At 60.8% G+C, this 23,478-nt stretch carries 23 protein-coding genes; 18 read left to right on the top strand and 5 right to left on the bottom strand.

The genetic code is table 11. The annotated features are described in order from the left end of the window. Window positions 1-26 precede the first annotated feature (26 nt). From PMI30_RS11180 to ureC, 17 genes are all read left to right on the top strand, one after another. A complete protein-coding gene (locus tag PMI30_RS11180) occupies window positions 27-1,406 on the top strand; it encodes a PepSY-associated TM helix domain-containing protein (RefSeq protein WP_008011195.1) in 1,380 nt (459 codons plus the stop codon). Between the two features lie 150 nt (window positions 1,407-1,556). Then, entirely contained in the window at window positions 1,557-3,677 is a 2,121-nt protein-coding gene (locus tag PMI30_RS11185; protein WP_008011192.1) for a TonB-dependent receptor, read from the top strand. A gap of 142 nt (window positions 3,678-3,819) precedes the next feature. After that, the gene (locus PMI30_RS11190) at window positions 3,820-4,608 is read left to right on the top strand and encodes an ABC transporter ATP-binding protein (RefSeq protein ID WP_008011189.1); all 789 of its coding nucleotides are present in this window, start codon (window positions 3,820-3,822) and stop codon (window positions 4,606-4,608) included. Next, window positions 4,605-5,552 carry an ABC transporter substrate-binding protein gene (locus PMI30_RS11195; protein WP_008011187.1) on the top strand — a complete coding sequence of 316 codons (948 nt, stop codon included), beginning with the start codon at window positions 4,605-4,607 and terminating at the stop codon, window positions 5,550-5,552. The genes PMI30_RS11190 and PMI30_RS11195 overlap by 4 nt, the downstream gene beginning before the upstream one ends. Continuing rightward, the gene (locus tag PMI30_RS11200) at window positions 5,549-6,559 is read left to right on the top strand and encodes a FecCD family ABC transporter permease (protein WP_008011186.1); all 1,011 of its coding nucleotides are present in this window, start codon (window positions 5,549-5,551) and stop codon (window positions 6,557-6,559) included. The genes PMI30_RS11195 and PMI30_RS11200 overlap by 4 nt, the downstream gene beginning before the upstream one ends. A gap of 502 nt (window positions 6,560-7,061) precedes the next feature. Continuing rightward, window positions 7,062-7,433, top strand: coding sequence for a DUF6124 family protein (locus tag PMI30_RS11205; RefSeq protein ID WP_008011184.1), 372 nt, complete (start codon window positions 7,062-7,064; stop codon window positions 7,431-7,433). Between the two features lie 404 nt (window positions 7,434-7,837). Continuing rightward, window positions 7,838-9,103, top strand: a complete 1,266-nt coding sequence (gene urtA / locus PMI30_RS11210; protein ID WP_008011182.1) for an urea ABC transporter substrate-binding protein — start codon at window positions 7,838-7,840, stop codon at window positions 9,101-9,103. Between the two features lie 165 nt (window positions 9,104-9,268). Continuing rightward, a complete protein-coding gene (gene urtB / locus PMI30_RS11215; RefSeq protein ID WP_008011180.1) occupies window positions 9,269-10,771 on the top strand; it encodes an urea ABC transporter permease subunit UrtB in 1,503 nt (500 codons plus the stop codon). Next, a complete protein-coding gene (gene urtC / locus PMI30_RS11220) occupies window positions 10,771-11,850 on the top strand; it encodes an urea ABC transporter permease subunit UrtC (RefSeq protein WP_008011177.1) in 1,080 nt (359 codons plus the stop codon). The genes urtB and urtC overlap by 1 nt, the downstream gene beginning before the upstream one ends. After that, on the top strand, window positions 11,847-12,716 hold the full coding sequence (gene urtD, locus PMI30_RS11225; protein ID WP_007907372.1) for an urea ABC transporter ATP-binding protein UrtD: 870 nt from the start codon (window positions 11,847-11,849) through the stop codon (window positions 12,714-12,716). The genes urtC and urtD overlap by 4 nt, the downstream gene beginning before the upstream one ends. Before the next feature lie 155 nt (window positions 12,717-12,871). After that, entirely contained in the window at window positions 12,872-13,570 is a 699-nt protein-coding gene (gene urtE / locus PMI30_RS11230; RefSeq protein WP_007907370.1) for an urea ABC transporter ATP-binding subunit UrtE, read from the top strand. Between the two features lie 30 nt (window positions 13,571-13,600). After that, window positions 13,601-14,440, top strand: coding sequence for an urease accessory protein UreD (locus PMI30_RS11235; RefSeq protein WP_008011176.1), 840 nt, complete (start codon window positions 13,601-13,603; stop codon window positions 14,438-14,440). Window positions 14,441-14,580: 140 nt separating this feature from the next. Continuing rightward, window positions 14,581-14,883, top strand: a complete 303-nt coding sequence (gene ureA / locus PMI30_RS11240) for an urease subunit gamma (protein WP_007907366.1) — start codon at window positions 14,581-14,583, stop codon at window positions 14,881-14,883. A gap of 9 nt (window positions 14,884-14,892) precedes the next feature. Then, window positions 14,893-15,426: a GNAT family N-acetyltransferase gene (locus PMI30_RS11245; RefSeq protein WP_008011174.1), complete on the top strand. Its 534-nt coding sequence runs from the start codon at window positions 14,893-14,895 to the stop codon at window positions 15,424-15,426. A 5-nt stretch (window positions 15,427-15,431) separates the two neighbouring features. Next, the gene (locus PMI30_RS11250; protein WP_008011173.1) at window positions 15,432-15,965 is read left to right on the top strand and encodes a GNAT family N-acetyltransferase; all 534 of its coding nucleotides are present in this window, start codon (window positions 15,432-15,434) and stop codon (window positions 15,963-15,965) included. Continuing rightward, window positions 15,965-16,273 carry an urease subunit beta gene (locus PMI30_RS11255; RefSeq protein WP_008011171.1) on the top strand — a complete coding sequence of 103 codons (309 nt, stop codon included), beginning with the start codon at window positions 15,965-15,967 and terminating at the stop codon, window positions 16,271-16,273. Before PMI30_RS11250 ends, PMI30_RS11255 begins: the two co-directional genes overlap by 1 nt. A gap of 165 nt (window positions 16,274-16,438) precedes the next feature. Continuing rightward, window positions 16,439-18,139: an urease subunit alpha gene (gene ureC / locus PMI30_RS11260; RefSeq protein WP_008011170.1), complete on the top strand. Its 1,701-nt coding sequence runs from the start codon at window positions 16,439-16,441 to the stop codon at window positions 18,137-18,139. Between the two features lie 166 nt (window positions 18,140-18,305). Here ureC and PMI30_RS11265 read toward each other — a convergent pair whose 3' ends face one another. Both PMI30_RS11265 and PMI30_RS11270 read right to left on the bottom strand, forming a co-directional pair. Continuing rightward, entirely contained in the window at window positions 18,306-18,611 is a 306-nt protein-coding gene (locus tag PMI30_RS11265) for a chaperone modulator CbpM (RefSeq protein ID WP_008011168.1), read from the bottom strand. Between the two features lie 24 nt (window positions 18,612-18,635). Further along, window positions 18,636-19,583, bottom strand: coding sequence for a DnaJ C-terminal domain-containing protein (locus tag PMI30_RS11270; protein WP_007907355.1), 948 nt, complete (start codon window positions 19,581-19,583; stop codon window positions 18,636-18,638). A gap of 296 nt (window positions 19,584-19,879) precedes the next feature. Between PMI30_RS11270 and PMI30_RS11275 the strand changes: the two genes are divergently transcribed. Next, window positions 19,880-21,154, top strand: coding sequence for an Hsp70 family protein (locus tag PMI30_RS11275; protein WP_008011165.1), 1,275 nt, complete (start codon window positions 19,880-19,882; stop codon window positions 21,152-21,154). A 136-nt stretch (window positions 21,155-21,290) separates the two neighbouring features. On the opposite strand, the gene PMI30_RS11280 is transcribed toward PMI30_RS11275, so the two are convergent. From PMI30_RS11280 to PMI30_RS11290, 3 genes are all read right to left on the bottom strand, one after another. Beyond that, the gene (locus PMI30_RS11280) at window positions 21,291-22,304 is read right to left on the bottom strand and encodes an AI-2E family transporter (RefSeq protein WP_008011163.1); all 1,014 of its coding nucleotides are present in this window, start codon (window positions 22,302-22,304) and stop codon (window positions 21,291-21,293) included. A gap of 166 nt (window positions 22,305-22,470) precedes the next feature. Continuing rightward, complete coding sequence (locus tag PMI30_RS11285; RefSeq protein WP_008011162.1) at window positions 22,471-22,776, bottom strand: PsiF family protein; 306 nt, start codon at window positions 22,774-22,776, stop codon at window positions 22,471-22,473. 72 nt (window positions 22,777-22,848) lie between these two features. Continuing rightward, window positions 22,849-23,478 (bottom strand): AraC family transcriptional regulator (locus PMI30_RS11290; RefSeq protein WP_008011160.1); only part of this gene is annotated, 630 nt, incomplete at its 5' end.

Raw genomic sequence — 23,478 nt, 5'->3', positions numbered from 1 at the left:
AGACCCAAGCCTAGCGGAGCACACAAATGAAACACCCCAAACCGAATTTCTACAACCTGGCCTGGCGCTGGCATTTCTATGCCGGTCTGTTCGTCGCGCCTTTCATGGTGATGCTGGCCCTGACCGGCATCATCTACCTGTTCAAACCGCAACTCGATCCGTTGATGTACGGCAGCCTGCTGAACGTCCCGGCCGCTCATCACAAAGTCTCCGCCGATGACCTGCTCAAGCGCGTGAAAGAAGCGTATCCACAGGGTCAGATCAAACAATACCTGCCACCGGCCAACGCCGAACGCAGTGCGCAATTTGTCGTCATCGATAAGGGTCATGAACTGAACGTGTTCATTGATCCATACCACGGCGACATCCTTGGCGAGCAAGACGCGAAGAAGAATCTGCAAGCGATTGCGCGCTCGATTCATGGCGAATTGATGATCGGCACCGTCGGTGATCGGCTGGTGGAATTGGCCGCCGGTTGGGGCGTGGTGCTGGTGGTCTCCGGGGTATTTTTGTGGTGGCCGCGCGGCCAGTCCGCCGGGATCCTCTGGCCACGCTTGAACAGTCGTGGCCGGGTGCTCTGGCGTGACCTGCACGCGGTGACCGGGTTCTGGGGCGCGGCATTGCTGCTGGTGATGCTGCTCAGCGGCATGACCTGGACCGGGTTCTGGGGCAAGCAATACGCCGATCTCTGGAACCGCTTCCCGGTAGCCATGTGGAATGACGTGCCGAAGTCCGACGTCGAGGCCCGCAGCCTCAACAGCGCCACACGCCAGACCGTGCCGTGGGCCATGGAAAACACGCCAATGCCGATGTCCGGCGACCACGCCGAACACATGGCTCACACCGGCACAAAAGCCGGCCCGGCCGCGCCGACCATCAGCCTGCAAGATGTGCAAAACATCGCCGTGCAGCGCAAGGTCGAACCCGGCTACAGCATCACCTTCCCCACCACGGCCACCGGCGTGTTCACCATCGCCTTGTTCGCCGACGACCCGCGCAACGACGCCACCCTGCACGTGGATCAGTACACCGGCGACGTCCTCGCCGACGTGCGCTGGACGCATTACAGCAATGTCGCCCGGGCCACGGAAGTCGGCGTGATGCTGCACGAAGGCAAAATGTTCGGCCCGTTCAATCAGATCGTCGTGCTGCTGATCTGCCTGATGATTTTGCTCAGCGCCGTCAGCGGCGTAGTGATCTGGTGGAAGCGCCGGCCACAGGGCAAGTTTGGTGTACCACCGTTGCGCCACGACCTGCCGAAATGGAAAACCGCGATGGTCATCATGTTCGGGCTGGCGGTGATGTTTCCGTTGGTGGGGGCTTCGCTGGTGGTTGTGTGGGTGCTGGATCGAGTGTTGCTGTCGCGCTTGAGCCGGCAAACTGAATCCACCTCACCTTCATCATGAAACAGGCGAGATGCGCAGGATAGAGGGATCTGTAGACTTCCGGCGCTTATCTCACGGTCATTTTTAGTGTTACTGTATAACGCAAATGTACCGCCTTGCCCGCAGCCGGATGCTGCGGGTTTTCTTTTGAAGAAGTGACTCACCGCCTCGATGAACAAGTACCTCTTGTCCGGCCTCTGCCTGCTCGCGATGAATAACAGCGCCCAAGCGCAGCCGCTGACTCTGCCGACCGGCACCATCACCGCACCGGCCTTTGACGACGACACCGTCAGCCTGAACACCCCGACCACCGCCGGTTCGCGCCTTGATCTGACGTCGCTGGAAACCCCGGCCAGTGTCGAAAGCCTGACCGGCGAGCAGGTCCGCTCGCGTGGTGATCGCAGCGTCCAGGATGCGGTGTCGCGCAGCACCGGGATCAGCCGCACCGGTACGCCCGGCGATGGCGGCACGTCGTTGTCGGCGCGGGGTTTTACCGGGCAGGGTTCGGTGATGCAGTTGTTCGACGGCAACCGGATGTACAGCGGCATGGGCACCGTGACCTTCCCGGTCGACACCTGGTCGGTGGAGCGGGTCGATGTGCTGCGCGGCCCGGCGTCGGTGCTGTATGGCGAAGGCGCGACTGGCGCAGTGGTCAATGTGATCCCGAAAAAGCCCTTTGAAGGCGAGATCGAAAACCACGTTCGCCTCGGTTACGGTTCCTACGACAGCCAGCAGCAGGCCTTCGACAGTGGCGGTTCGTTGAGCGATACGTTGAGCTACCGCTTGAACCTCAATCGCCTGCGCAGCAACGGTTGGGTCGACCGTGGAGATTCATCCAGCGACTTCATCAGTGCCGCCCTGCGCTGGCAGGCGACGGATGATCTGGCCTTCACCCTGGCCCATGATTACGGCGATCAGAAGCCGATGAATTATTTCGGCACGCCGCTGATCAACGGGCGCTTCAAAGAGAGCCTGCGAGACAAGAACTACAACGTCAGCAACGACAAGCAGCACTACAACGATCAATGGACGCGTCTGACCAGCGACTGGCAGATTTGCGAGAACATCAGTTCGAGCAACGAACTCTATTACCTCAAGGCCCAACGTCGCTGGCAGAACGCGGAGAACTACAACTTCGACCGCGACACCCAACAACTCAGCCGTAGCGGGTATTTCGGCATCGGCCATCAGCAGGAACAGGTCGGCGACCGTCAGACCTTCACCTTCAAACACTCGCTGTTCGGCCTCGACAGCCAGACCGTGACCGGCGTCGATTACAACCGCATCCGCTTCCAGCTCGACAGCAACTCGCCATTCACTGACGTCTTGCCCGATGGCCAACCGGTCGACCTGTATCACCCGCAACGCAGCAACTTTGAAAGTGCCGACCCGTACCGCGATCAGTTCCAGTCCACCACCAGGCAAATGTCGGCCTTCGCCGAGAACCGCACACAGCTGAGCGATCGCTGGTCCCTGGTGACCGGTGTGCGCCGCGACTATGTGCATGTGGACCGCGACAACCTGGTCGATGGCAGCCAGAGCGACAAGACCTTGACCGGCAACAACTGGAAGGCAGGCCTGGTGTTTGCCGTGACCCCGGACACTTCGCTCTACGGCCAGTACGCCACCAGCACCGATGGTGTCGGCGGTTTGATTTCCCTGAGCCCGAGCCAGCAGCAATATGACCTGGCCACCGCCAGGCAGACCGAAATCGGTGTGAAGCAGATGTTCTGGGACCAACGCGGCGAATGGACCCTGGCGGCCTATCGCATTGTCAAAAAGAAACTGCTGACCGATGACCCGGGCAATCCGACGCTCAAGCAACAGGTCGGCCAGCAATCGTCCAACGGGCTGGAAGCCAGCCTCGATCTGCAACTGCCGCACGCCTGGCAGTTACAGGCCAACGCCGCCATCGTCAAAGCCAAATACGATGACTTCGAAGAGGTGGTCAGTGGTGTGTCAGTGTCGCGCAACGGCAATCGCCCGGTGGACGTGCCACGGCGCACGGCGAATCTGTGGCTGAGCAAAGCGATCAACGATGACCTGAAAGCTGGAGCCGGTGTGCGCTATGTCGATGCGCGTTACGCAGACATGGCCAACCAGAATGAGCTGCCGAGCTACACCGTGGTCGATGCCACGTTGTCATGGAAGGTGCTGCGAAATACGACGCTGGGGTTGCAGGTGAATAATCTGTTTGACCGCCAGTACGCGCAAAGCCAATACAATGAGGGGCAGCAATGGATCCTCGGCGAACCGCGATCGTTTTTTGTCACGGCTGACTATCAGTTTTGAAGCATCGGGCCTCTTCGCGGGCAAGCCTCGCTCCTACAAGGTTTGTGTCGATCACAAATATTGCGTACGACACAAACCCTGTAGGAGCGAGGCTTGCCCGCGAAGGCGTCATCAGCCACACCAAAAATCTCAAGAGAACCGCATGACCTCGCTGAACCTCACGAACCTCGCCTGGACACCCCTGGGCCACGGCCATTGCCATCACCAGTTCCAGCTGCGTGACGCATCGCTGCACGTGGCCGCCGGCGAGTTCGTCGGGTTGATCGGCCCCAACGGCAGCGGCAAAACCAGCCTGCTGCGGTGCGCCTATCGTTTCAGCAAACCGGAAAGCGGTGAGGTCAAACTCGACCACAACAACGTCTGGAAGCAATCCTCACGCTGGTGCGCGCAACGCATCGCCGTAGTGTTGCAGGAGTTTCCCGACGCCTTCGGCCTGACCGTGGATGAAGTGGTCGCCATGGGCCGCACGCCGCACAAAGGCCTGTTTGATGGCGACACCCTCGAGGATCGAAACTTCGCGAGCCTGGCCCTGGAATCGGTCGGCCTCAAGGGCTTCGAAGACCACGCCTTCGCCACCCTTTCAGGTGGTGAAAAACAGCGGGTAATCCTCGCCCGCGCTCTGGCCCAGCAACCGCAATTGCTGATCCTCGACGAACCGACCAATCACCTCGACCCGCGCTATCAGCTGGAGCTGTTGCAACTGGTCAAGCGTCTGCAGATCGGCACGCTGGCGAGCATCCATGACCTCAATCTGGCGGCGGCCTTCTGTGATCGGCTGTACGTGATCAATCACGGTCGCATCGTCGCCAGCGGCACACCCAAAGAAGTCCTGACCACACAACTGCTGCACAACGTGTTCGGCGTCGACGCCCTGATCGATGACCACCCTTTGCACGGCTACCCACGAATCACCTGGATAACCCAACCATGACTTTGCGTTCCCTACTGTGCGTCGCTCTGTTGCTGGGCAGTGCCCAAGCCTTCGCCGAAGCCACGAAATACCCGCTGACCGTCCAGAGCTGCAACCGCGAAGTGACGTTCAAGCAAGCACCAAAACACGCGGTCAGCCACGACATCAGCATGACCCAGATGATGCTCGCCCTCGGACTCAAACCGCAGATGGCCGGCTACAGCGGCGTGACCGGCTGGAAGTCGGTGACACCCGAGATGCAGACTATCCTCGACGGCTTGCCGGAGTTGGCGGCCAAGTACCCATCGGTGGAAACCCTGCTCAACGCCAACGTCGATTTCTTCTTCGCCGGTTGGGATTACGGTATGCGCGTCGGCGGCGATCTCACGCCGCAAACCCTGCAACCGCTGGGCATCAACGTCTACGAGTTGACCGAGTCCTGCGCGTTTGTGATGAAGCGTCCATCGGCCAGCCTGGAAGATACCTACAACGACCTGCGCAACCTCGGGAAAATTTTCGACGTGCAGGATCGCGCCAATGCCGTGATCGCCCAGATGCAGGCGCAAGTCGCCGAAGTGCGCAAGGATCTGCCGGCGGACAAGCCTCGGGTGTTTCTCTACGACAGTGGTGAGGATAGGGCCATGACGTCCGGGCGACTCGGCATGCCTCAGGCGCTGATCGACGCTGCCGGTGGGCGCAATATTCTCGACGACGTCGAGGCGAGTTGGACGCGGGTCAATTGGGAGAACGTGGTCGAGCGCAATCCGCAGGTGATCGTGATCGTCGACTATGGCGAAGTCACCGCCGAGCAGAAGGAACAGTTCCTGCTCAACAACAAGGCGCTGCAATCGGTGGACGCGATCAAGAACCAGCGCTTCATCGTCATCCCTTACGTGCAGGCCACGCCGGGGATCGATAACGTACTGGCGGTCGAAACCCTGGCCAAGGGTTTCCACGGCGAATGATCGATCGTCGCTACGCCTTGTTGCTGATTGCCCTCGGCGCGCTGTTGCTGGTGTCGTGCGTGGTGTCGCTTGGTTTCGGCCCGGCGCGGGTGCCGGTGGATGTGGTGTGGCGAATATTGCTGCACAAGATTTTTGGTTTCGGTATTCCGGACTGGACGGCCGGGCAGGAACACATCGTCTGGCTGATCCGCGTGCCGCGCATGTTGCTCGGTGCACTGGTGGGCGCCGGCCTGGCGTTGATTGGCGCGGTGCTGCAAGCGGTGACGCGCAATCCGCTGGCTGATCCGCACCTGCTCGGGGTGACGTCCGGTGCCACCCTCGGTGCGGTGATCGTGGTGCTGCATGTCGGTGAAATCGTCGGGCTGCTGACCTTGCCGATTGCGGCGTTTATCGGCGCGTTGTTGAGCATGTTGATCGTGCTGATGATCGCCAACCGTCATGGGCGGCTGGACAGTGATCGGCTGCTGTTATGCGGCGTGGCGGTGTCGTTCGTGATGATGGCGATTGCCAATTTGCTGTTGTTTCTTGGCGACCATCGCGCCAGTTCGGCGGTGATGTTCTGGATGCTCGGCGGCCTTGGCCTGGCGCGTTGGGAATTGCTCGCGGTGCCGGCGGCCAGCGTGTTGCTGGGGCTGGTTTTGCTGCTGGGCATGGCTCGACCGTTGAATGCGCTGATGGCCGGTGAACAGACTGCCGTGACCCTGGGCTTGAATGCTCGCACCGTGCGGTTGCGGGTGTTTTTGATTGCGTCGTTGATGACCGGGGTGTTGGTGTCGATCAGCGGCTCGATTGGTTTTGTCGGGTTGATGGTGCCGCACATTGCGCGGCGGTTGGTCGGGGCGGAACACCGGCGACTGCTGCCCGTGTGTGTCCTGTTGGGCAGTCTGTTCCTCGTCTGGGTCGACGTCGCCGCCCGCACCATGATCGCCCCCGAAGACCTGCCCATCGGCGTTGCCACTGCCGCGATTGGTGGCTTGTTCTTCATCGGCCTGATGCGCCGCCGCTGATCCATTGTGGGAGCGAGCCTGCTCGCGATAGCGGCGGCACATTCAACATCACCTCGGCTGACCCACCGCTATCGCGAGCAGGCTCGCTCCCACAGGGATTGCAACTCTGCGTCTGTTTGATCGTTCCCACGCTCTGCGTGGGAATGCCGCCAGGGACGCTCCGCGTTGCGCTTTTGAATGTTTAACGGATGTGTCGAAACCGGGAAGTTTCCCACGGGGTTTTCAGGTTGTTCGTCGGACGTGGGCCCTCTAGTCTTGGGCTGTCGCTGACAACTCAGCGATCGGGTGTGAGAACCCGGTTAACACTATTAATCCAACATCAGTACCACCATAATTGCCGCCAGCTTATCCGCTGCCCGCAATGCACTATGGCGGCTGTGTGCGGGCGGACTTCGGTCCGGCCGGGTTTGGGTGTTGACCGGTTTCTCACTCCGCACATAGCTGCCACCCCTTCGTCGCGTGAGAACGACAAAGGATGGCTCCAATTAAGAGACAACACCCAATGAGCAAGAAGATAGTTCCCGATCCACCCATCGACATCACCACTCCCGAAGCAGAAAAATCGCGCGACGACGACCTACTCAAAGATCGCGAAGCCATAAAGCGCGCCCTCGACTACTACCTCGATCCCCCAGCGCAATACTCCGAAAAACCCCGTCGCCCCAGCACCCTGTTCCTGGTTGCCCCGGATGCCGGCACCGAAAGCCTGCTGGCCCACGCCTGTGAATCGTTGGCCTCGGCGAGTGTCCTGGCCAGCGATTTCGCCAACAATCTGATCGGCCCGCAGCGCCATACGGCGATGGCGATTCAGCAGGTCATCATGCTGGCAGAGCTGGCGGTGAACCGGGCGCTGGATAACGTCGATCCGGCGTAGACCGCGTTATCGTTCATCGCGAGCAGGCTCGCTCCCACAGGGGCCATCGTCGTTCATAGACTTGGTGTACGCCACCAATCAACTGTGGGAGCGAGCCTGCTCGCGATGACGGCGGCACATCCAATATTCTTGTGACTGACCCACCGCCATCGCGGGCAAGCCCGCTCCCACAGGATTTGTGTCGTTCACAGATTCGGCGCACGACACCTGCGCCCCAATGTGGCGCATCTGGTTGCACCCATGCGCCAAACGCGGTCCTTCATGGTGCGTCACCCAAACCCCGCAACCGCTTTAATACGACATTTCCTTGCCCTTCCCCGACCGGGCACAGCCCTTGCTAAAGACCCTTCAGTCGTCCGCATCTGCCAACCATAAAAAACTTTAACGTTCATGGAGATCGCACAATGAAGCGTCGCAGTTTGATCAAGGCTTTCACACTATCGGCAAGCATTGCCGCGATGGGCATGGCCTGGACTGTCCAGGCCGCCGAGACCATCAAGGTCGGTATTCTGCATTCGTTGTCCGGCACCATGGCGATCTCCGAAACCTCGCTCAAAGACATGGCGTTGATGACCATCGACGAAATCAACGCCAAGGGCGGCGTCAACGGCAAGATGCTTGAACCGGTGGTGGTTGACCCTGCATCGAACTGGCCGCTGTTCGCCGAAAAGGGCCGGCAGTTGCTGACTCAGGACAAAGTCGCCGTGGTGTTCGGTTGCTGGACGTCGGTGTCGCGTAAATCGGTGCTGCCGGTGTTCGAAGAGCTCAATGGCTTGCTGTTCTACCCGGTGCAGTACGAAGGCGAAGAGATGTCGCCGAACGTGTTCTACACCGGCGCCGCGCCGAACCAGCAGGCGATCCCGGCGGTGGAATACCTGATGAGCGAAGAAGGCGGCAGCGCCAAGCGTTACTTCCTGCTCGGCACCGACTACGTCTACCCGCGCACCACCAACAAGATCCTGCGCTCGTTCCTGCACTCCAAAGGTGTGGCGGACAAGGACATCGAAGAGGCCTACACCCCGTTCGGTCATAGCGATTACCAGACCATCGTCGCCAACATCAAAAAATTCTCCGCCGGTGGCAAGACCGCCGTCATCTCCACCGTCAATGGCGACTCCAACGTGCCGTTCTATAAAGAACTGGCCAACCAGGGCCTGAAAGCCACCGACGTTCCGGTCGTGGCGTTCTCCGTGGGCGAAGAAGAACTGCGCGGCATCGACACCAAACCGCTGGTGGGCAACCTCGCGGCGTGGAACTACTTCGAGTCGGTCGAGAACCCGCAGAACAAGAAGTTCGTCGCCGACTGGAAAGCCTACGCCAAGAAACACAACCTGCCGGGCGCCGACAAAGCGGTGACCAACGACCCGATGGAAGCCACCTATGTCGGTATCCATATGTGGGCGCAAGCGGCGGAGAAAGCCAAGTCCACCGACGTCAACAAAGTCCGCGAAGCCCTGGCCGGCCAGACCTTCGCCGCGCCGTCCGGCTACACCCTGACCATGGACAAGACCAACCACCACCTGCACAAGCCGGTGATGATCGGCGAGATTCAGGCCGACGGTCAGTTCAACGTGGTGTGGCAGACCGAAGGACCGATCCGCGCCCAGCCGTGGAGCCCGTTCATTCAGGGTAACGACAAGAAGCCGGACTATGCGGTGAAGAGTAACTAAAGCCACTGGATGTCGGCCTCGGGCACCAACCCCGAGGCCAACACAAATCCCTGTGGGAGCGAGCCTGCTCGCGATGAGGCCACGACAGTCGACATTGATGGTGAATGTCAGACCGCTATCGCGAGCAGGCTCGCTCCCACATTTAGTCTGTGCAAGGCCATGCATATGCCCACTGCCCTTTACCGCTTGATCCTCGCCCTCGCGCTGTTATTGCCGATGGCCACCCACGCCGGAGACGCCGAAGACTTCGTCGCGGCCAATCCCGTGCAGCAAGCCAAACTCCTGGAAGCCTGGGCCGCGCAGCCCGATCCGGCCCGTATCGAATTGATCAACGCCTTGCAACAAGGCGAGTTGACCATCGATGGCCAACCAAAAATCCTGCGCCTGAACAACCGCCTGCGCGGTCTGATCGATACCGCGCTGGCCAGCCACCAATTGCTCGCCGCCGACGCCAAAATCCGTCTGGCCGCCGCGCAGCAATTGCAGAAAAGCGCCAAACCGGCGCAGCTGAAATTCCTCGACCAGCAACTGGCTGGCGAAAAAGACGAAACCGTCCATAGCGCCCTGAGCCTGGCACTGGCCAACCTGCAATTGGTCGACACCGACCCGGCCGTGCGCCTCGCCGCTGTGCGCTTGCTCGGCGAAACCGGCGACCCGCTGGCCCGCACCCGCCTCGAAGGGTTGCTCGAACCCGGCGTCGAAGCCGATGCCAATGTGCGCACCGCCGCCGAAACCAGCCTGGCCCAGGTCAAACGCAAACTGCTGATCGGCGAGATGCTCGGGCAGGCGTTCAGTGGTATGTCCCTCGGTTCGATCCTGCTACTCGCGGCGTTGGGACTGGCGATCACCTTCGGCCTGCTCGGCGTGATCAACATGGCCCACGGCGAGATGCTGATGCTCGGTGCCTACTCGACTTACGTGGTGCAGCTGATGTTCCAGCGCTTCGCGCCGCAAGCCATCGAGTTCTATCCGCTGATTGCTTTGCCGGTAGCGTTTTTTGTCACCGCCGGGATCGGCATGGCGCTGGAACGCACGGTGATTCGTCACCTCTACGGCCGCCCATTGGAAACCCTGCTGGCGACGTGGGGCATCAGCCTGATGCTGATTCAGTTGGTGCGTTTGGTGTTCGGCGCGCAAAACGTCGAAGTGGCCAACCCGGCGTGGTTGTCGGGCGGGATTCAGGTGTTGCCGAATCTGGTGCTGCCGTACAACCGCATTGTGATCATCGCGTTCGCCTTGTTTGTGGTGGTGCTGACCTGGCTGCTGCTGAACAGGACTCGCCTCGGTTTGAACGTGCGCGCCGTCACCCAGAACCGCAACATGGCCGCCTGCTGCGGCGTACCGACCGGGCGCGTCGACATGCTCGCTTTCGGCCTCGGCTCCGGCATCGCCGGCCTCGGCGGTGTGGCGCTGAGCCAGATCGGCAACGTCGGCCCGGACCTCGGTCAGAGCTACATCATCGACTCGTTCCTGGTGGTGGTGCTCGGCGGTGTCGGTCAACTGGCCGGTAGCGTATTGGCCGCCTTCGGCCTGGGCATCGCCAACAAAATTCTCGAACCGCAGATCGGTGCGGTGCTCGGCAAAATCCTGATCCTCGCGCTGATCATTCTGTTCATTCAGAAACGTCCGCAAGGCCTCTTCGCACTGAAAGGACGGGTGATCGACTGATGAATCAGCCCCTACTGCTCACGGCCACACAAAAGGCCGGCCCAAAAGTCACCCTCGCTGTTGGCGCGGTAATCCTTGTTTTGCTGCTGGCGTTGCCGCTGCTGTCGCTGTTATCGCCCATCAGTGTTTTTCACGTCTCGGCCTACACCCTGACGTTGGTGGGCAAAATCCTTTGCTACGCCATCGTTGCCCTGGCCCTCGATCTGGTCTGGGGTTACGCCGGCCTGTTGTCGCTGGGTCACGGTCTGTTCTTCGCCCTCGGCGGTTACGCCATGGGCATGTACCTGATGCGCCAGGCCTCGGGCGACGGCTTGCCGGCGTTCATGACGTTCCTGTCGTGGACCGAATTGCCGTGGTACTGGACCGGCACCAGCAGCTTCCTCTGGGCCATGTGTCTTGTTGTATTAGCGCCGGGCCTGCTGGCGCTGGTGTTCGGTTTCTTCGCCTTCCGTTCGCGGATCAAAGGCGTGTATTTCTCGATCATGACCCAGGCCCTGACCTTCGCCGGGATGCTGCTGTTTTTCCGCAACGAAACCGGGTTTGGCGGCAACAACGGCTTCACCAATTTCCGCACCATTCTCGGGTTTGGCATCACCGAACCGGGGACGCGTGCGGTGTTGTTTTTCGCCACGGTGTTGCTGCTGGTGGCGAGCCTGTTCATCGGCTGGCGGTTGGCGCAAAGCAAGTTCGGCCGGGTGCTGACCGCGTTGCGCGATGCGGAAAATCGCTTGATGTTCTGCGGCTACGATCCACGCGGTTTCAAGTTGTTTGTCTGGGTGTTGAGTGCAGTGCTGTGCGGCTTGGCCGGTGCGCTGTATGTGCCGCAAGTCGGGATCATCAATCCGAGTGAAATGTCGCCGACCAACTCCATCGAGGCCGCCGTTTGGGTCGCACTGGGTGGGCGCGGCACGCTGATCGGCCCGCTGCTCGGCGCGGGTGTAGTCAACGGGATGAAGAGCTGGTTCACCGTGGCGTTTCCGGAGTACTGGCTGTTCTTCCTCGGTGCGCTGTTCATCGTCGTGACTTTGTACCTGCCCAAAGGCGTGATCGGGTTGCTGAAGAAAAGGGGTGAGCAATGAGAGTGACTGCAACGGCTGAATTCATGCTCGAACCGGCGTTTTTCCCCGTAGAGCCCAACAAGGATGCAGGTAGCAGCCGCGACGCCATCGGCCTCGGCCAACGCGTCGGCCCCGGCCTGAATACCCGCCACGGCACCATCCTGACCCTGGAAGACATCAGCGTCAGCTTCGATGGTTTCAAGGCGCTGAACGATCTGAACCTGTACATCGGCGTCGGCGAATTGCGCTGCATCATCGGCCCCAACGGCGCGGGCAAGACCACGCTGATGGACGTGATCACCGGCAAGACTCGCCCAAGTCATGGCAAAGCCTGGTTCGGTGAAACCCTGGACCTGACGCAGATGAGTGAAGTGCAGATTGCCCAGGCCGGCATCGGTCGCAAGTTCCAGAAGCCGACGGTGTTCGAGGCCTTGAGCGTGTTCGAAAACCTGGAACTGGCGCAGAAAACCGACAAGTCGGTGTGGGCCAGCCTGCGGGCTCGTCTCAGTGGCGAGCAGAAAGATCGCATCAGCGAAGTGCTGGAAACCATCCGCCTGACGGCCTCGGTCAATCGCCCGGCGGGCTTGTTATCCCACGGTCAGAAGCAGTTTCTGGAAATCGGCATGCTGCTGATGCAAGACCCGCAACTGCTGTTGCTCGACGAACCGGTGGCGGGCATGACCGACGCCGAAACCGAATTCACTGCCGAACTGTTCAAGAGCCTGGCGGGCAAGCATTCACTGATGGTGGTGGAACACGACATGGGCTTCGTCGGCTCGATTGCCGACCACGTCACCGTGTTGCATCAAGGCAGCGTGCTGGCCGAAGGGTCGCTGGAGCAGGTGCAGGACAATGAGCGGGTGATCGAGGTGTACCTCGGCCGATGATTCTCGCGCTTCTGTAGGAGCGAGGCTTGCCCGCGAAAGGGACGCCTCGGTTCACCTGCGAGACCGCGTCATCGTTCTTCGCGGGCAAGCCTCGCTCCTACAAGGGCAGAGGTGTGTCTCAAGTGGAGCCCGTGTCACACAGAAGGAATTTGAACATGCTGCAAGTCGATAAGCTGCACCAGTACTACGGCGGTAGCCACATCCTGCGGGGCCTGACGTTTGAGGTGAAGGTCGGCGAAGTCACCTGCCTGCTCGGGCGCAATGGCGTGGGCAAGACCACCCTGCTCAAATGCCTGATGGGTTTGCTGCCAGCCAAAGAAGGCGCGGTGAACTGGGAAGGCAAACCGATCACCACGTTCAAGCCGCACCAACGGGTGCATGCCGGCATCGCTTACGTGCCTCAGGGCCGGGAAATATTCGGCCGACTGACCGTGGAAGAAAACCTGCTGATGGGCCTCTCGCGGTTTCCCGGCTCTGAAGCGAAGGAAGTCCCGGCGTTCATCTACGAGCTGTTCCCGGTGCTGCTGCAAATGAAGCAACGGCGCGGTGGTGATTTGTCTGGTGGTCAACAACAGCAACTGGCGATCGGCAGAGCATTGGCCAGCCGTCCACGGTTGCTGATTCTCGACGAACCCACCGAAGGCATCCAGCCGTCGGTGATCAAGGAAATCGGCGCGGTGATCAAGCAGCTCGCGGCTCGCGGTGACATGGCGATTCTGCTGGTGGAGCAGTTCTATGATTTCGCCGCCGAACTGGCCGATCAGTACCTGGTCATGTCCCGGGGCGAGATCGTGCAACAAGGGCGCGGCGAAAATATGGAAGCCGAAGGTGTCCGTGGACTGGTTACGATCTAACCTGCAGCCTCCTGACGATAATTAGAAATCATGAATTTACCTGCCCCCATCACGCTGTTCACCCCCAGCTGGCATGCCGAGCTGGAACTCGGCTACGCCCGCTTCGGCGAGAGCACACGCCCGGTGCAGCGTCGCCACAAAGGCCCGCTGCGGGTGCAGAAGCATCTGTACGCCGAAGGCCCCGAGGTGTGCCAGCACATCATCGTCCACCCGCCGGGCGGGATTGCCGGTGGTGATCGACTGGACATCTCGGCCAGCGTCGGCACAAACGCCTGGGCGCAAATCACCAGCCCCGGCGCCGCCAAGTGGTATCGCGCGGCCGGGCCGGCTTATCAGAAACTCGACCTGCGCGTGGCCGCCGGTGCTACGTTGGAGTGGCTGTCGCAAGAGACGATTATCTTCAGCGATGCTCAGGCGGAACTCAGCACCCGCATCGACCTTGAGGGCGATGCGCGGTTGTTCTACTGGGATGTGGTGGCGCTGGGACGCCCGGCCAGCGGTGAGCGTTTCGATCTCGGGCACTTTCAGGCGCATCTGGATATCCGTCGCGACGGCCAGTTGCTCTGGCACGAACGCCAGCGCATTGTCGGGAATGATGGCTTGCTGGATTCGCCGATAGGGCTGGACGGCCAACCGGTGTTTGCGACGTTGCTGGTGACGGGTGACATTGATAGCGAATTGCTGGAGAAGTGCCGCTTGCTGCCCAATGACGTACGCGGAGATCTGACGCAATTGCCGGGGCTTTTGGTGGCTCGATGCCTGGCCAGTGAAGCGCTGTTGGCACGTGGCTGGCTGATCGATGTGTGGCGATTGCTCAGGCCTGCGTTGCTTGGCCGAGAAGCCGTCCCACCACGAATATGGAGTACCTGAACACGATCCCCTGTAGGAGCGAGGCTTGCCCGCGAAAGGAACGCCTCGGTTTAACGCAAGACCGCGTTATCGTTCTTCGCGGGCAAGCCTCGCTCCTACAGGTTGAGTAATTTTTTAACTGCCGATTATGGATTTCTACGATGGACCTGACCCCACGCGAAAAAGACAAGCTGCTGATCTTCACCGCCGGCCTCGTGGCTGAGCGGCGTTTGGCTCGCGGCGTGAAACTCAATTACCCGGAGGCCATGGCCTACATTTCCGCGGCGTTGCTCGAAGGCGCGCGTGACGGCCAGACCGTGGCCGAGCTGATGCATTTCGGCACCACCCTGCTCAGCCGCGAACAAGTGATGGAAGGCATCCCGGAAATGATCCCGGAGATCCAGGTCGAAGCGACGTTTCCCGACGGCACCAAACTGGTCACCGTTCACCAACCGATCGCCTGAGGCCGCGCCATGACTTACCACATCCGCGATGCGCTGCACGCCGATCTGCCAGCGATCCGCGACATCTACAACGACGCCGTGCTCAACACCACGGCGATCTGGAACGAACAAGCCGTGGACCTGGGCAACCGCCAGGCCTGGTTCAGCGCCCGGCAAGATCAGGGTTATCCGATCCTGGTGATCGTCGACGGCGACAACAGCGTACTCGGCTACGCTTCATTCGGTGACTGGCGCCCGTTCGACGGGTTCCGCCACACGGTCGAGCACTCGGTGTACGTGCGCAACGACCAGCGGGGCAATGGCCTCGGGCCGCGACTGATGGAAGCACTGATCGAACGCGCCAAAGGCTGCAACAAACACGTGATGGTCGCCGCCATCGAAAGCGGTAACGGCGCCTCGATCCGGCTGCACGAGCGGGCCGGTTTTGTCGTCACCGGCCAAATGCCGCAGGTGGGTACCAAGTTCGGCCGCTGGCTGGACCTGACCTTCATGCAACTGATTCTCGACCCGGGCGCAATGCCACCCGGTCCCCACAAGGAGTGATACCCATGAACGCCGCCCAACTGCGCCGCGTCAACGTTGAAAGCTTTGCGCACTATCGTCAGGGTTTGATTGATTTGCTGCTCGACGCCGTCGGCTATGGCGCCAGTGTCGGGTTCATGGCGGATCTGGACGCCACCCAGGCCCGAGCCTATTTCGATGAAGTCCAGGAGAACCTGAACAAAGACAACGTGCTGCTCTGGGTGGTGGTCAAGGACGAACAGGTGCAGGCCAGCGTGCAATTGACGTTGTGCCAGAAAGCCAATGGGCTGAATCGTGCCGAAGTGCAGAAACTGCTGGTGCGTGAACACGCCCGTCGTCGCGGCCTGGGCCAACAGATGATGCATGCCGTTGAGCTCGCGGCACGCCAGCACAAGCGCGGCATGCTCTACCTCGACACCGAAGCCGGCTCCCCCGCCGAAGACTTCTACAAGGCCCTGGGTTACACCCGCGCCGGCGAAATCCCCGATTACGCCTGCGACCCGAACGGCCAGTACAAACCGACCGCCCTTTACTACAAGATTCTCCAAGGAGCCCATTGATGATTCCCGGTGAATACCAGATCCAGCCCGGCGACATCGAACTCAACGTTGGCCGCCGCACCCTCAGCCTGAAGGTGGCCAACAGCGGCGATCGGCCGATTCAGGTCGGCTCGCACTATCACTTCTTCGAAACCAACGACGCCCTGACCTTCGACCGCGCCGCCAGCCGCGGCATGCGCCTGAACATCCCCGCCGGCACCGCCGTGCGCTTCGAGCCGGGGCAGAGCCGCGAGGTCGAGCTGGTGGACCTGGCCGGGCATCGCCGGGTGTTCGGGTTTGCCGGCAGGATCATGGGTGACCTGGATTGACACCAATCCCTGTGGCGAGGGGGCTTGCCCCCGTTCGGCCGCGCAGCGGTCGTAAAACCTGCCACCTCGGTTTATCCGGTAGAACACATCAACCGATTTGCGAGCGCTTCGCACTCGAACGGGGGCAAGCCCCCTCGCCACAATAGATTTGTGCAAGGAATTCCAATGAAGATTTCCCGTCAAGCCTACGCCGACATGTTCGGCCCCACCGTCGGTGACAAGGTCCGTCTGGCCGACACCGAACTGTGGATCGAAGTGGAACAGGACTTCACCACCTACGGCGAAGAAGTGAAATTCGGTGGCGGCAAAGTCATTCGCGACGGCCAGGGCCAGAGCCAGTTATTGGCCGCAGAGGTCGTCGACACCCTGATCACCAACGCGCTGATCATCGACCACTGGGGCATCGTCAAGGCGGACGTCGGCCTCAAGGACGGGCGCATCGCCGCCATCGGCAAGGCCGGCAACCCGGACATCCAGCCGAACGTCACCATCGCGGTCGGCGCCAGCACCGAAGTCATCGCCGGTGAAGGCATGATCCTCACCGCCGGCGGCATCGACACCCACATCCATTTCATCTGCCCGCAGCAGATCGAAGAAGCGCTGATGAGCGGCGTCACTACCATGATCGGCGGCGGCACCGGACCGGCCACTGGCACCAATGCCACCACTTGCACCTCCGGGCCATGGCACCTGGCGCGTATGCTTCAGGCCGCCGATGCATTCCCGATGAACATCGGCTTCACCGGCAAGGGCAACGCCAGCCTGCCGGAGCCGTTGATCGAGCAGGTCAAGGCCGGCGCCATCGGCCTCAAGCTGCACGAAGACTGGGGCACCACCCCGGCGAGCATCGACAACTGCCTGAACGTGGCCGATCAGTACGACGTGCAGGTGGCGATCCATACCGACACCCTCAACGAGTCGGGCTTCGTCGAAACCACTCTCGCCGCCTTCAAGGGCCGCACCATCCACACCTACCACACCGAAGGTGCCGGCGGCGGCCACGCCCCGGACATCATCAAGGCCTGCGGTTTCACCAACGTGCTGCCGAGTTCGACCAACCCGACCCGGCCGTTCACCCGCAACACCATCGATGAACACCTCGACATGCTGATGGTCTGCCACCACCTGGACCCGAGCATTGCCGAAGACGTGGCCTTCGCCGAAAGCCGCATCCGCCGCGAGACGATTGCCGCCGAAGACATCCTCCACGACCTCGGCGCGTTCTCGATGATCAGCTCCGACAGCCAGGCCATGGGCCGCGTCGGTGAAGTCATCACGCGCACCTGGCAGACCGCCGACAAAATGAAGAAGCAGCGCGGCCCGCTGCCCGGTGATGGCGAAGGCAACGACAACTTCCGCGCCAAACGCTACATCGCCAAGTACACCATCAACCCGGCGATCACCCACGGCATCAGCCATGAAGTGGGTTCGGTGGAAGTGGGTAAATGGGCGGATCTGGTGCTGTGGCGCCCGGCGTTCTTTGGCGTAAAACCGACGCTGATCCTCAAGGGCGGTGCGATTGCGGCCAGCCTGATGGGTGACGCCAACGCTTCGATCCCGACGCCGCAACCGGTGCACTACCGCCCGATGTTCGCCAGTTACGGCGGCTCGTTGCACGCCACCAGCCTGACGTTTATCAGCCAGGCAGCGCAGGAAGCAGGCTTGCCCGAAGCTCTGGGCCTGAAGAAGAAAATCGCCGTGGTCAAAGGCTGTCGCGACGTGCAGAAAACCGACCTGATCCACAACGATTATCTGCCGAAGATCGACGTCGATCCTCAAACCTATCAGGTCAAGGCCGACGGCGTGTTGCTCTGGTGTGAACCGGCGGATGTGTTGCCGATGGCGCAGCGCTACTTCCTGTTCTGAGTTTTCTCCAGAGGCGAGAAGACCGCGTTATCGTTCATCGCGAGCAGGCTCGCTCCCACAGGGATTGTTGGTGTTCACAAATTCCGTGTTCACCGCAAATCAGAAATGTGGGAGCGAGCCTGCTCGCGATGGCAGTCTGACAGACAACACAAAAACACCAGAACGATTACTCGACCAGCAACCGCCCCAACCGCTGCCTGAGCATGCGGTTCTCTGCCCGCAGTTGCTGGACTTCTTCCAGCAGGTCTAGCGCCAGGGCGACGCCTTCCCACTCCAGCTCCAGGTCGCGCCGCAGCTTGGCAGCGCGCTTGGCCAGTGCCAGTTCATAATCGGTGAAGCGCCAATCCTTGGGCTGTGCTCCCTGAGGTTCGAGGATGCCGTGCTCGACGATCTCGATCACATGCACGTCCGACAGTTCGGTCGCCTCGCAGAATTCCGCCAGGTCCAATAGAACGATCACGGGGTCGCTCATGATTGGCTACTCCTTATCTCGAAATCAAAAGTTCTCTCGCGGATCGAAAGCGGCTTTTTTTGCCAGCTCCTCCCACAATTCTTTGACGTCATGGTCCAGTTTTTTCGGCATCACTGCCTTGAGCTGCACGAACAGGTAGCCACGGTGACCGGCCTTGTGCAGCAGGCCGTGGCCCTTGGCGCGCATGCGCTGGCCATTCTGGCTGCCGGCCGGAACCTTGAGGTTGATCTTGCCGGTCAGGGTCGGCACCGCGACTTCGGTCCCCAGCGCCAGCTCCCACGGTGCCAGCGGCAAGGTGATGATCAGGTTCTCGCCTTCGACGTCGAATTTGGGGTGCGGCGCAAAACGGATGGTCAGGTACAGATCGCCATTGGCTCCACCACCGACGCCCGGCGCCCCTTGGCCCTTGAGGCGGATGCGCTCGCCATCGGTCACGCCAGCGGGGATCTTCACGTTCAGGCTTTTGCTGGTGTTGCTGACATGCTGGCCGGCAGCGTTGTAATGCGGCACCTGGAAGCTGACCTTCTTCGATTCGGTCGAGAGGGTTTCTTCCAGAAAAACCGGTAATTCCATTTCCACGTCTTGTCCTCGACGTCCGGCGCTATGGCCCGACCGTCCACCACCACCGAAACCCGGACCACGGTTGCCGAAGATCGAACTGAAAAAGTCCGAAAAATCGCCCGTGTCCTGACCACCACCCCCGAAACCACCGCGGCTCTGCCAACCCGGTGGGCCCTGAAAGGGCTGACCGTGGTGGCCGTATTTACGCAAGTCGTCGTATTCGGCGCGCTTGTCGGCGCTTTTCAGCGCTTCATAGGCTTCCGAAGCGTCCTTGAATTTAGCCTCGGCGTCCTTTTCCTTGCTGACGTCGGGGTGGTATTTGCGCGCCAGCTTTCGATAGGCGGCTTTGATCGCCTTATCGTCCGCGGTCGGCTCCACACCGAGAATCTTGTAATAGTCTTTGAAGTCCATCGAGGGAATCACCATCCATTATCGAAATCGCGCAGCACGGCACAGCATGCTCTTGTTTGCAGCATCTGGATTGACCGATCTCAACATTGTGACCGGGCAGCGCATCAGAAGTTTATCGGCAGCGGGCGCGGTTCTTGCAGTCGCCTTGAGGGCTGCCAAGCCTATGCAGTGGAGTTTGGGGGTGTTGGACCATCTTTCAAGCGCTGATCGCTGCGATTTAACGGATAGTCGGCCTTCGAATCTTCGCCGCACTGACATACACTGCGCGGCCGTTTTTTAACCGGAACTTGAAAGACATGAAAAACGCATCTCCAGCCCGTGCCTGTGGTATCGACTTCGGCACGTCCAACTCCACCGTCGGCTGGCTGCGCCCCGGCATGGAAACGCTGATCGCGCTGGAGGACGACAAGATCACTTTGCCCTCGGTGGTCTTCTTCAATATGGAAGAACGCCGCCCGGTGTACGGCCGGCTGGCGCTGCACGAGTACCTGGAAGGCTACGAAGGCCGGTTGATGCGCTCGCTCAAGAGCCTGCTGGGTTCCAAACTGATCAAGCACGACACCAGCGTCCTCGGCACTGCGATGCCGTTCAAGGACCTGCTCGGGTTGTTCATCGGCCAATTGAAGAAGCGCGCCGAAACCGCCGCCGGTCGAGAGTTCGAGGAAGTGGTGCTGGGCCGTCCGGTATTTTTCGTCGATGACGACGAGTTGGCCGACCAGGAAGCGGAAAACACCCTGGTGGATGTGGCCCGCGCCATTGGTTTCAAGGACGTCTCGTTCCAGTACGAGCCGATTGCGGCGGCATTCGACTATGAGTCGACCATCGAAAAAGAAGAGCTTGTCCTGATTGTGGACATCGGCGGTGGTACGTCGGACTTCTCGCTGGTGCGCCTGTCCCCTGAGCGCCGTAATCACGACAACCGCCACGACGACATCCTCGCCACCGGCGGCGTGCACATCGGCGGGACCGATTTCGACAAGCAGCTGAGCCTGCAAGGCCTGATGCCGCTGTTTGGCTACGGCAGCCGGATGAAGAGCGGCGCTTACATGCCGACCAGCCACCACATGAACCTGGCGACCTGGCACACCATCAACTCGGTGTACTCGCAGAAGTCGACGCTGGCGCTGGGCAGCATGCGTTACGACATCGAAGACACAGGCGGCATCGATCGCCTGTTCAAGCTGATCGACCAGCGCGCCGGGCATTGGCTGGCCATGGAAGTGGAAGAAACCAAGATCCAGCTGACCCACGCCGACAGCCGCCATGTGCCACTGGATCGCATCGAACCGGGTTTGAGCGTGGAACTGAGCCGTGCACTGTTCGAATCAGCCATCGACAACCTGCTGGAGCGGGTGCGCAACAGCGTGACCCAGTTGCTGAACGACGCCAACGTGCGGGTCGATCAGGTGGACACCGTGTTCTTCACCGGGGGTTCGAGCGGGATTCCGGCGCTGCGCAACAGCGTCTCGGCCATGTTGCCGAATGCGCGGCATGTGGAAGGGAACATCTTCGGCAGCATCGGCAGTGGGTTGGCGATCGAAGCGGCCAAGCGTTACGGCCCGATGGATTGACCTGAAAGACCGCGGCGCCTGCTTCGCGGGCAAGCCTCGCTCCTACAGGTCATGCGGCGTTTTCGCGGCACACACCCAACCTGTAGGAGCGAGGCTTGCCCGCGAAGGCATCAGACCAGGCAATGCATCTGCGGGATCAAACCATCCCCACCTGCTTCAACTCACTCTTCAGATACGCGTAATAAATCGGCCCCGCCACCACCCCCGGCAGGCCGAACGCGGCTTCGAACACCAGCATTGCCAGCAGCAACTCCCACGACTTGGCACTGATCTGCCCGCCGACGATGCGCGCGTTGAGGAAGTATTCGAGCTTGTGGATAACGATCAGGTAACCCAGCGCCGCCACCGCCACCCAGATCGACAGCGACAAGCCGACGATGGTGATCAAGGTGTTCGACATCAGGTTGCCGATCACCGGCAACAGGCCGAGCAGGAAGGTCAGCACGATCAGGGTTTTGGTCAGCGGCAGCTTGATCCCGAACATCGGCAGGACCACCGCGAGGAAAATCCCGGTGAAGAAGGTGTTGAGCAAGGAAATCTTGATCTGGGCGAAAACGATGTTGCGAAACGCCTGGACCAACAGGTGCAAGCGGTCAAACAGCGCCGCGGCCAAGGGCTTGCGCTTGGTCACGTCCGGCGCTCGCTGCAAGGCGATGATCGCCCCCAGCACCATGCCGATCAGCAGCGTTACGAACATGTGCGCCGCGTCCTTGCCCACCAGTTGCAAGTCGCTGAGGTGCTTGCTCATCCACTCGCCGATCGCCACGCGGAACTCGGCGGCGCTGGCCGGTAGATAAGCGTCGATGAACGGCGGCAACTGCCCGCGTGCGCGGTCGACCACGACCATGAATTTGTCGAGAGAAGCGCCAGGGTTTTCCGCCTCGTGCAGCAGAAAGCTGATCGCGCCGGCAAAGATCAGCGCCAGCACGCTGACCACCAATGTCCCCAGCAACGCCACCGCCAGCCAGCGCGCACGGCGACCTTCGATCAGCCGCTGCAATTGCGGCGTGAGCATGTTGACCAGTTCGAACACCAACAACCCGGCCAACAGGCTGGGCAGCAATCGCAGAGGAAGCACCAGCAGCAAACCACCAAAAATGATGACCCAGCTGATGAACAACAAGACCTGACGCTGAGAAAACGCTGACATACAGCCTCAAAACGAACGACGTAAAAGGATTGGCAGTCTGCCAGCGTTCCGGCGCCGAAGCGAGCAAACACGAACCTGTGGGAGCGAGCCTGCTCGCGATGGCATCAACGCGGTCCTGTGTGATACCGAGTCGCCTGCATCGCGAGCAGGCTCGCTCCCACACTGTTTATTTTTTCTTCAGGCAATCGCTCATGAAGGCTTTGCGCGCATCGCCCTTGAGCGCCTGGGTCGTGGCGTCGGCGTTGCAGGTTTTCATCTTCTCTTGCTGAGGGGTCATGGGCTTGGCGGCATCGGCGGCCGGCGCGGCTTTGAGGCAAGTGCTCATGAAGGCTTTGCGCTCGTCGCCCTTGAGGCTTTTTGCGGTAGCGTCGGCATTGCAGGTGGTCATTTTGTTCTGCTGGGCAGTGGCGGCAAAACCCTGCGAGCAGAGCAGCAAACCGATCATCAACAACGGGGCACGCAACATCTTCATGGAGTGTTCTCCTTGTTACCGCACCGATGGATGCGGCCTTGTTTCGGAGTGTAGACAAAGCCTGTTACACGTTCACCTGCTATCGAGGTGGCTGCGTCGATATTGCTCAGGCGTGCACCCGGCCTGACGCTGAAACATCGCGATGAATGCCGAGCCGGTGCTGTACCCCATGTCGAAGGCGATTTCCTGAATGCTGCGTTGGCTATCGAGCGCTTCGATCGCCGCCAGAAACCGCAACCGTTGCCGCCACTCCCCGAAACTCATGCCCAACTCGCGGACAAACTGCCGCGCCAACGTGCGTTCACTGACATGAATGTTCGCAGCCCAATCCGCCAATGGTCGGTTATCCCCAGGCTCGGCCTGCAGGGTTTCCAGAATGCCGAGCAACCCGGAGCTGCTGGCGTAAGGCAAATAACATTCATGCATCGGCGCCTGTTGCAGTTGGTCCACCAGCACTTGAGCCAGACGCTTGTCTGCGTCGTGCTCGGGAATTTTCACATCGCGGGCGGCGAAGTCTTTCAGGATCGCCTTGAGAATGTCGCTGATCGCCAGGGTGCAAGCCTGCTGCGGCAGATCACGGCACAGCGCCGGCGCAAGGCAGACCGCGCGATAGTTGATCGGCTGATTGCTATAGAAACTGTGCTCGGCCCCGGGCGGCACCCACACCGCGTATTGCGGCGGCGACATGAAGCGGCGGCTGCC

This window comes from Pseudomonas sp. GM50 (assembly GCF_000282375.1).
In the GTDB taxonomy this organism is placed as follows: Bacteria; Pseudomonadota; Gammaproteobacteria; order Pseudomonadales; family Pseudomonadaceae; genus Aquipseudomonas.
The sequence above is the reverse complement of the archived record's forward strand: the minus strand, read 5'-3'. Positions and strand labels throughout refer to the sequence as shown.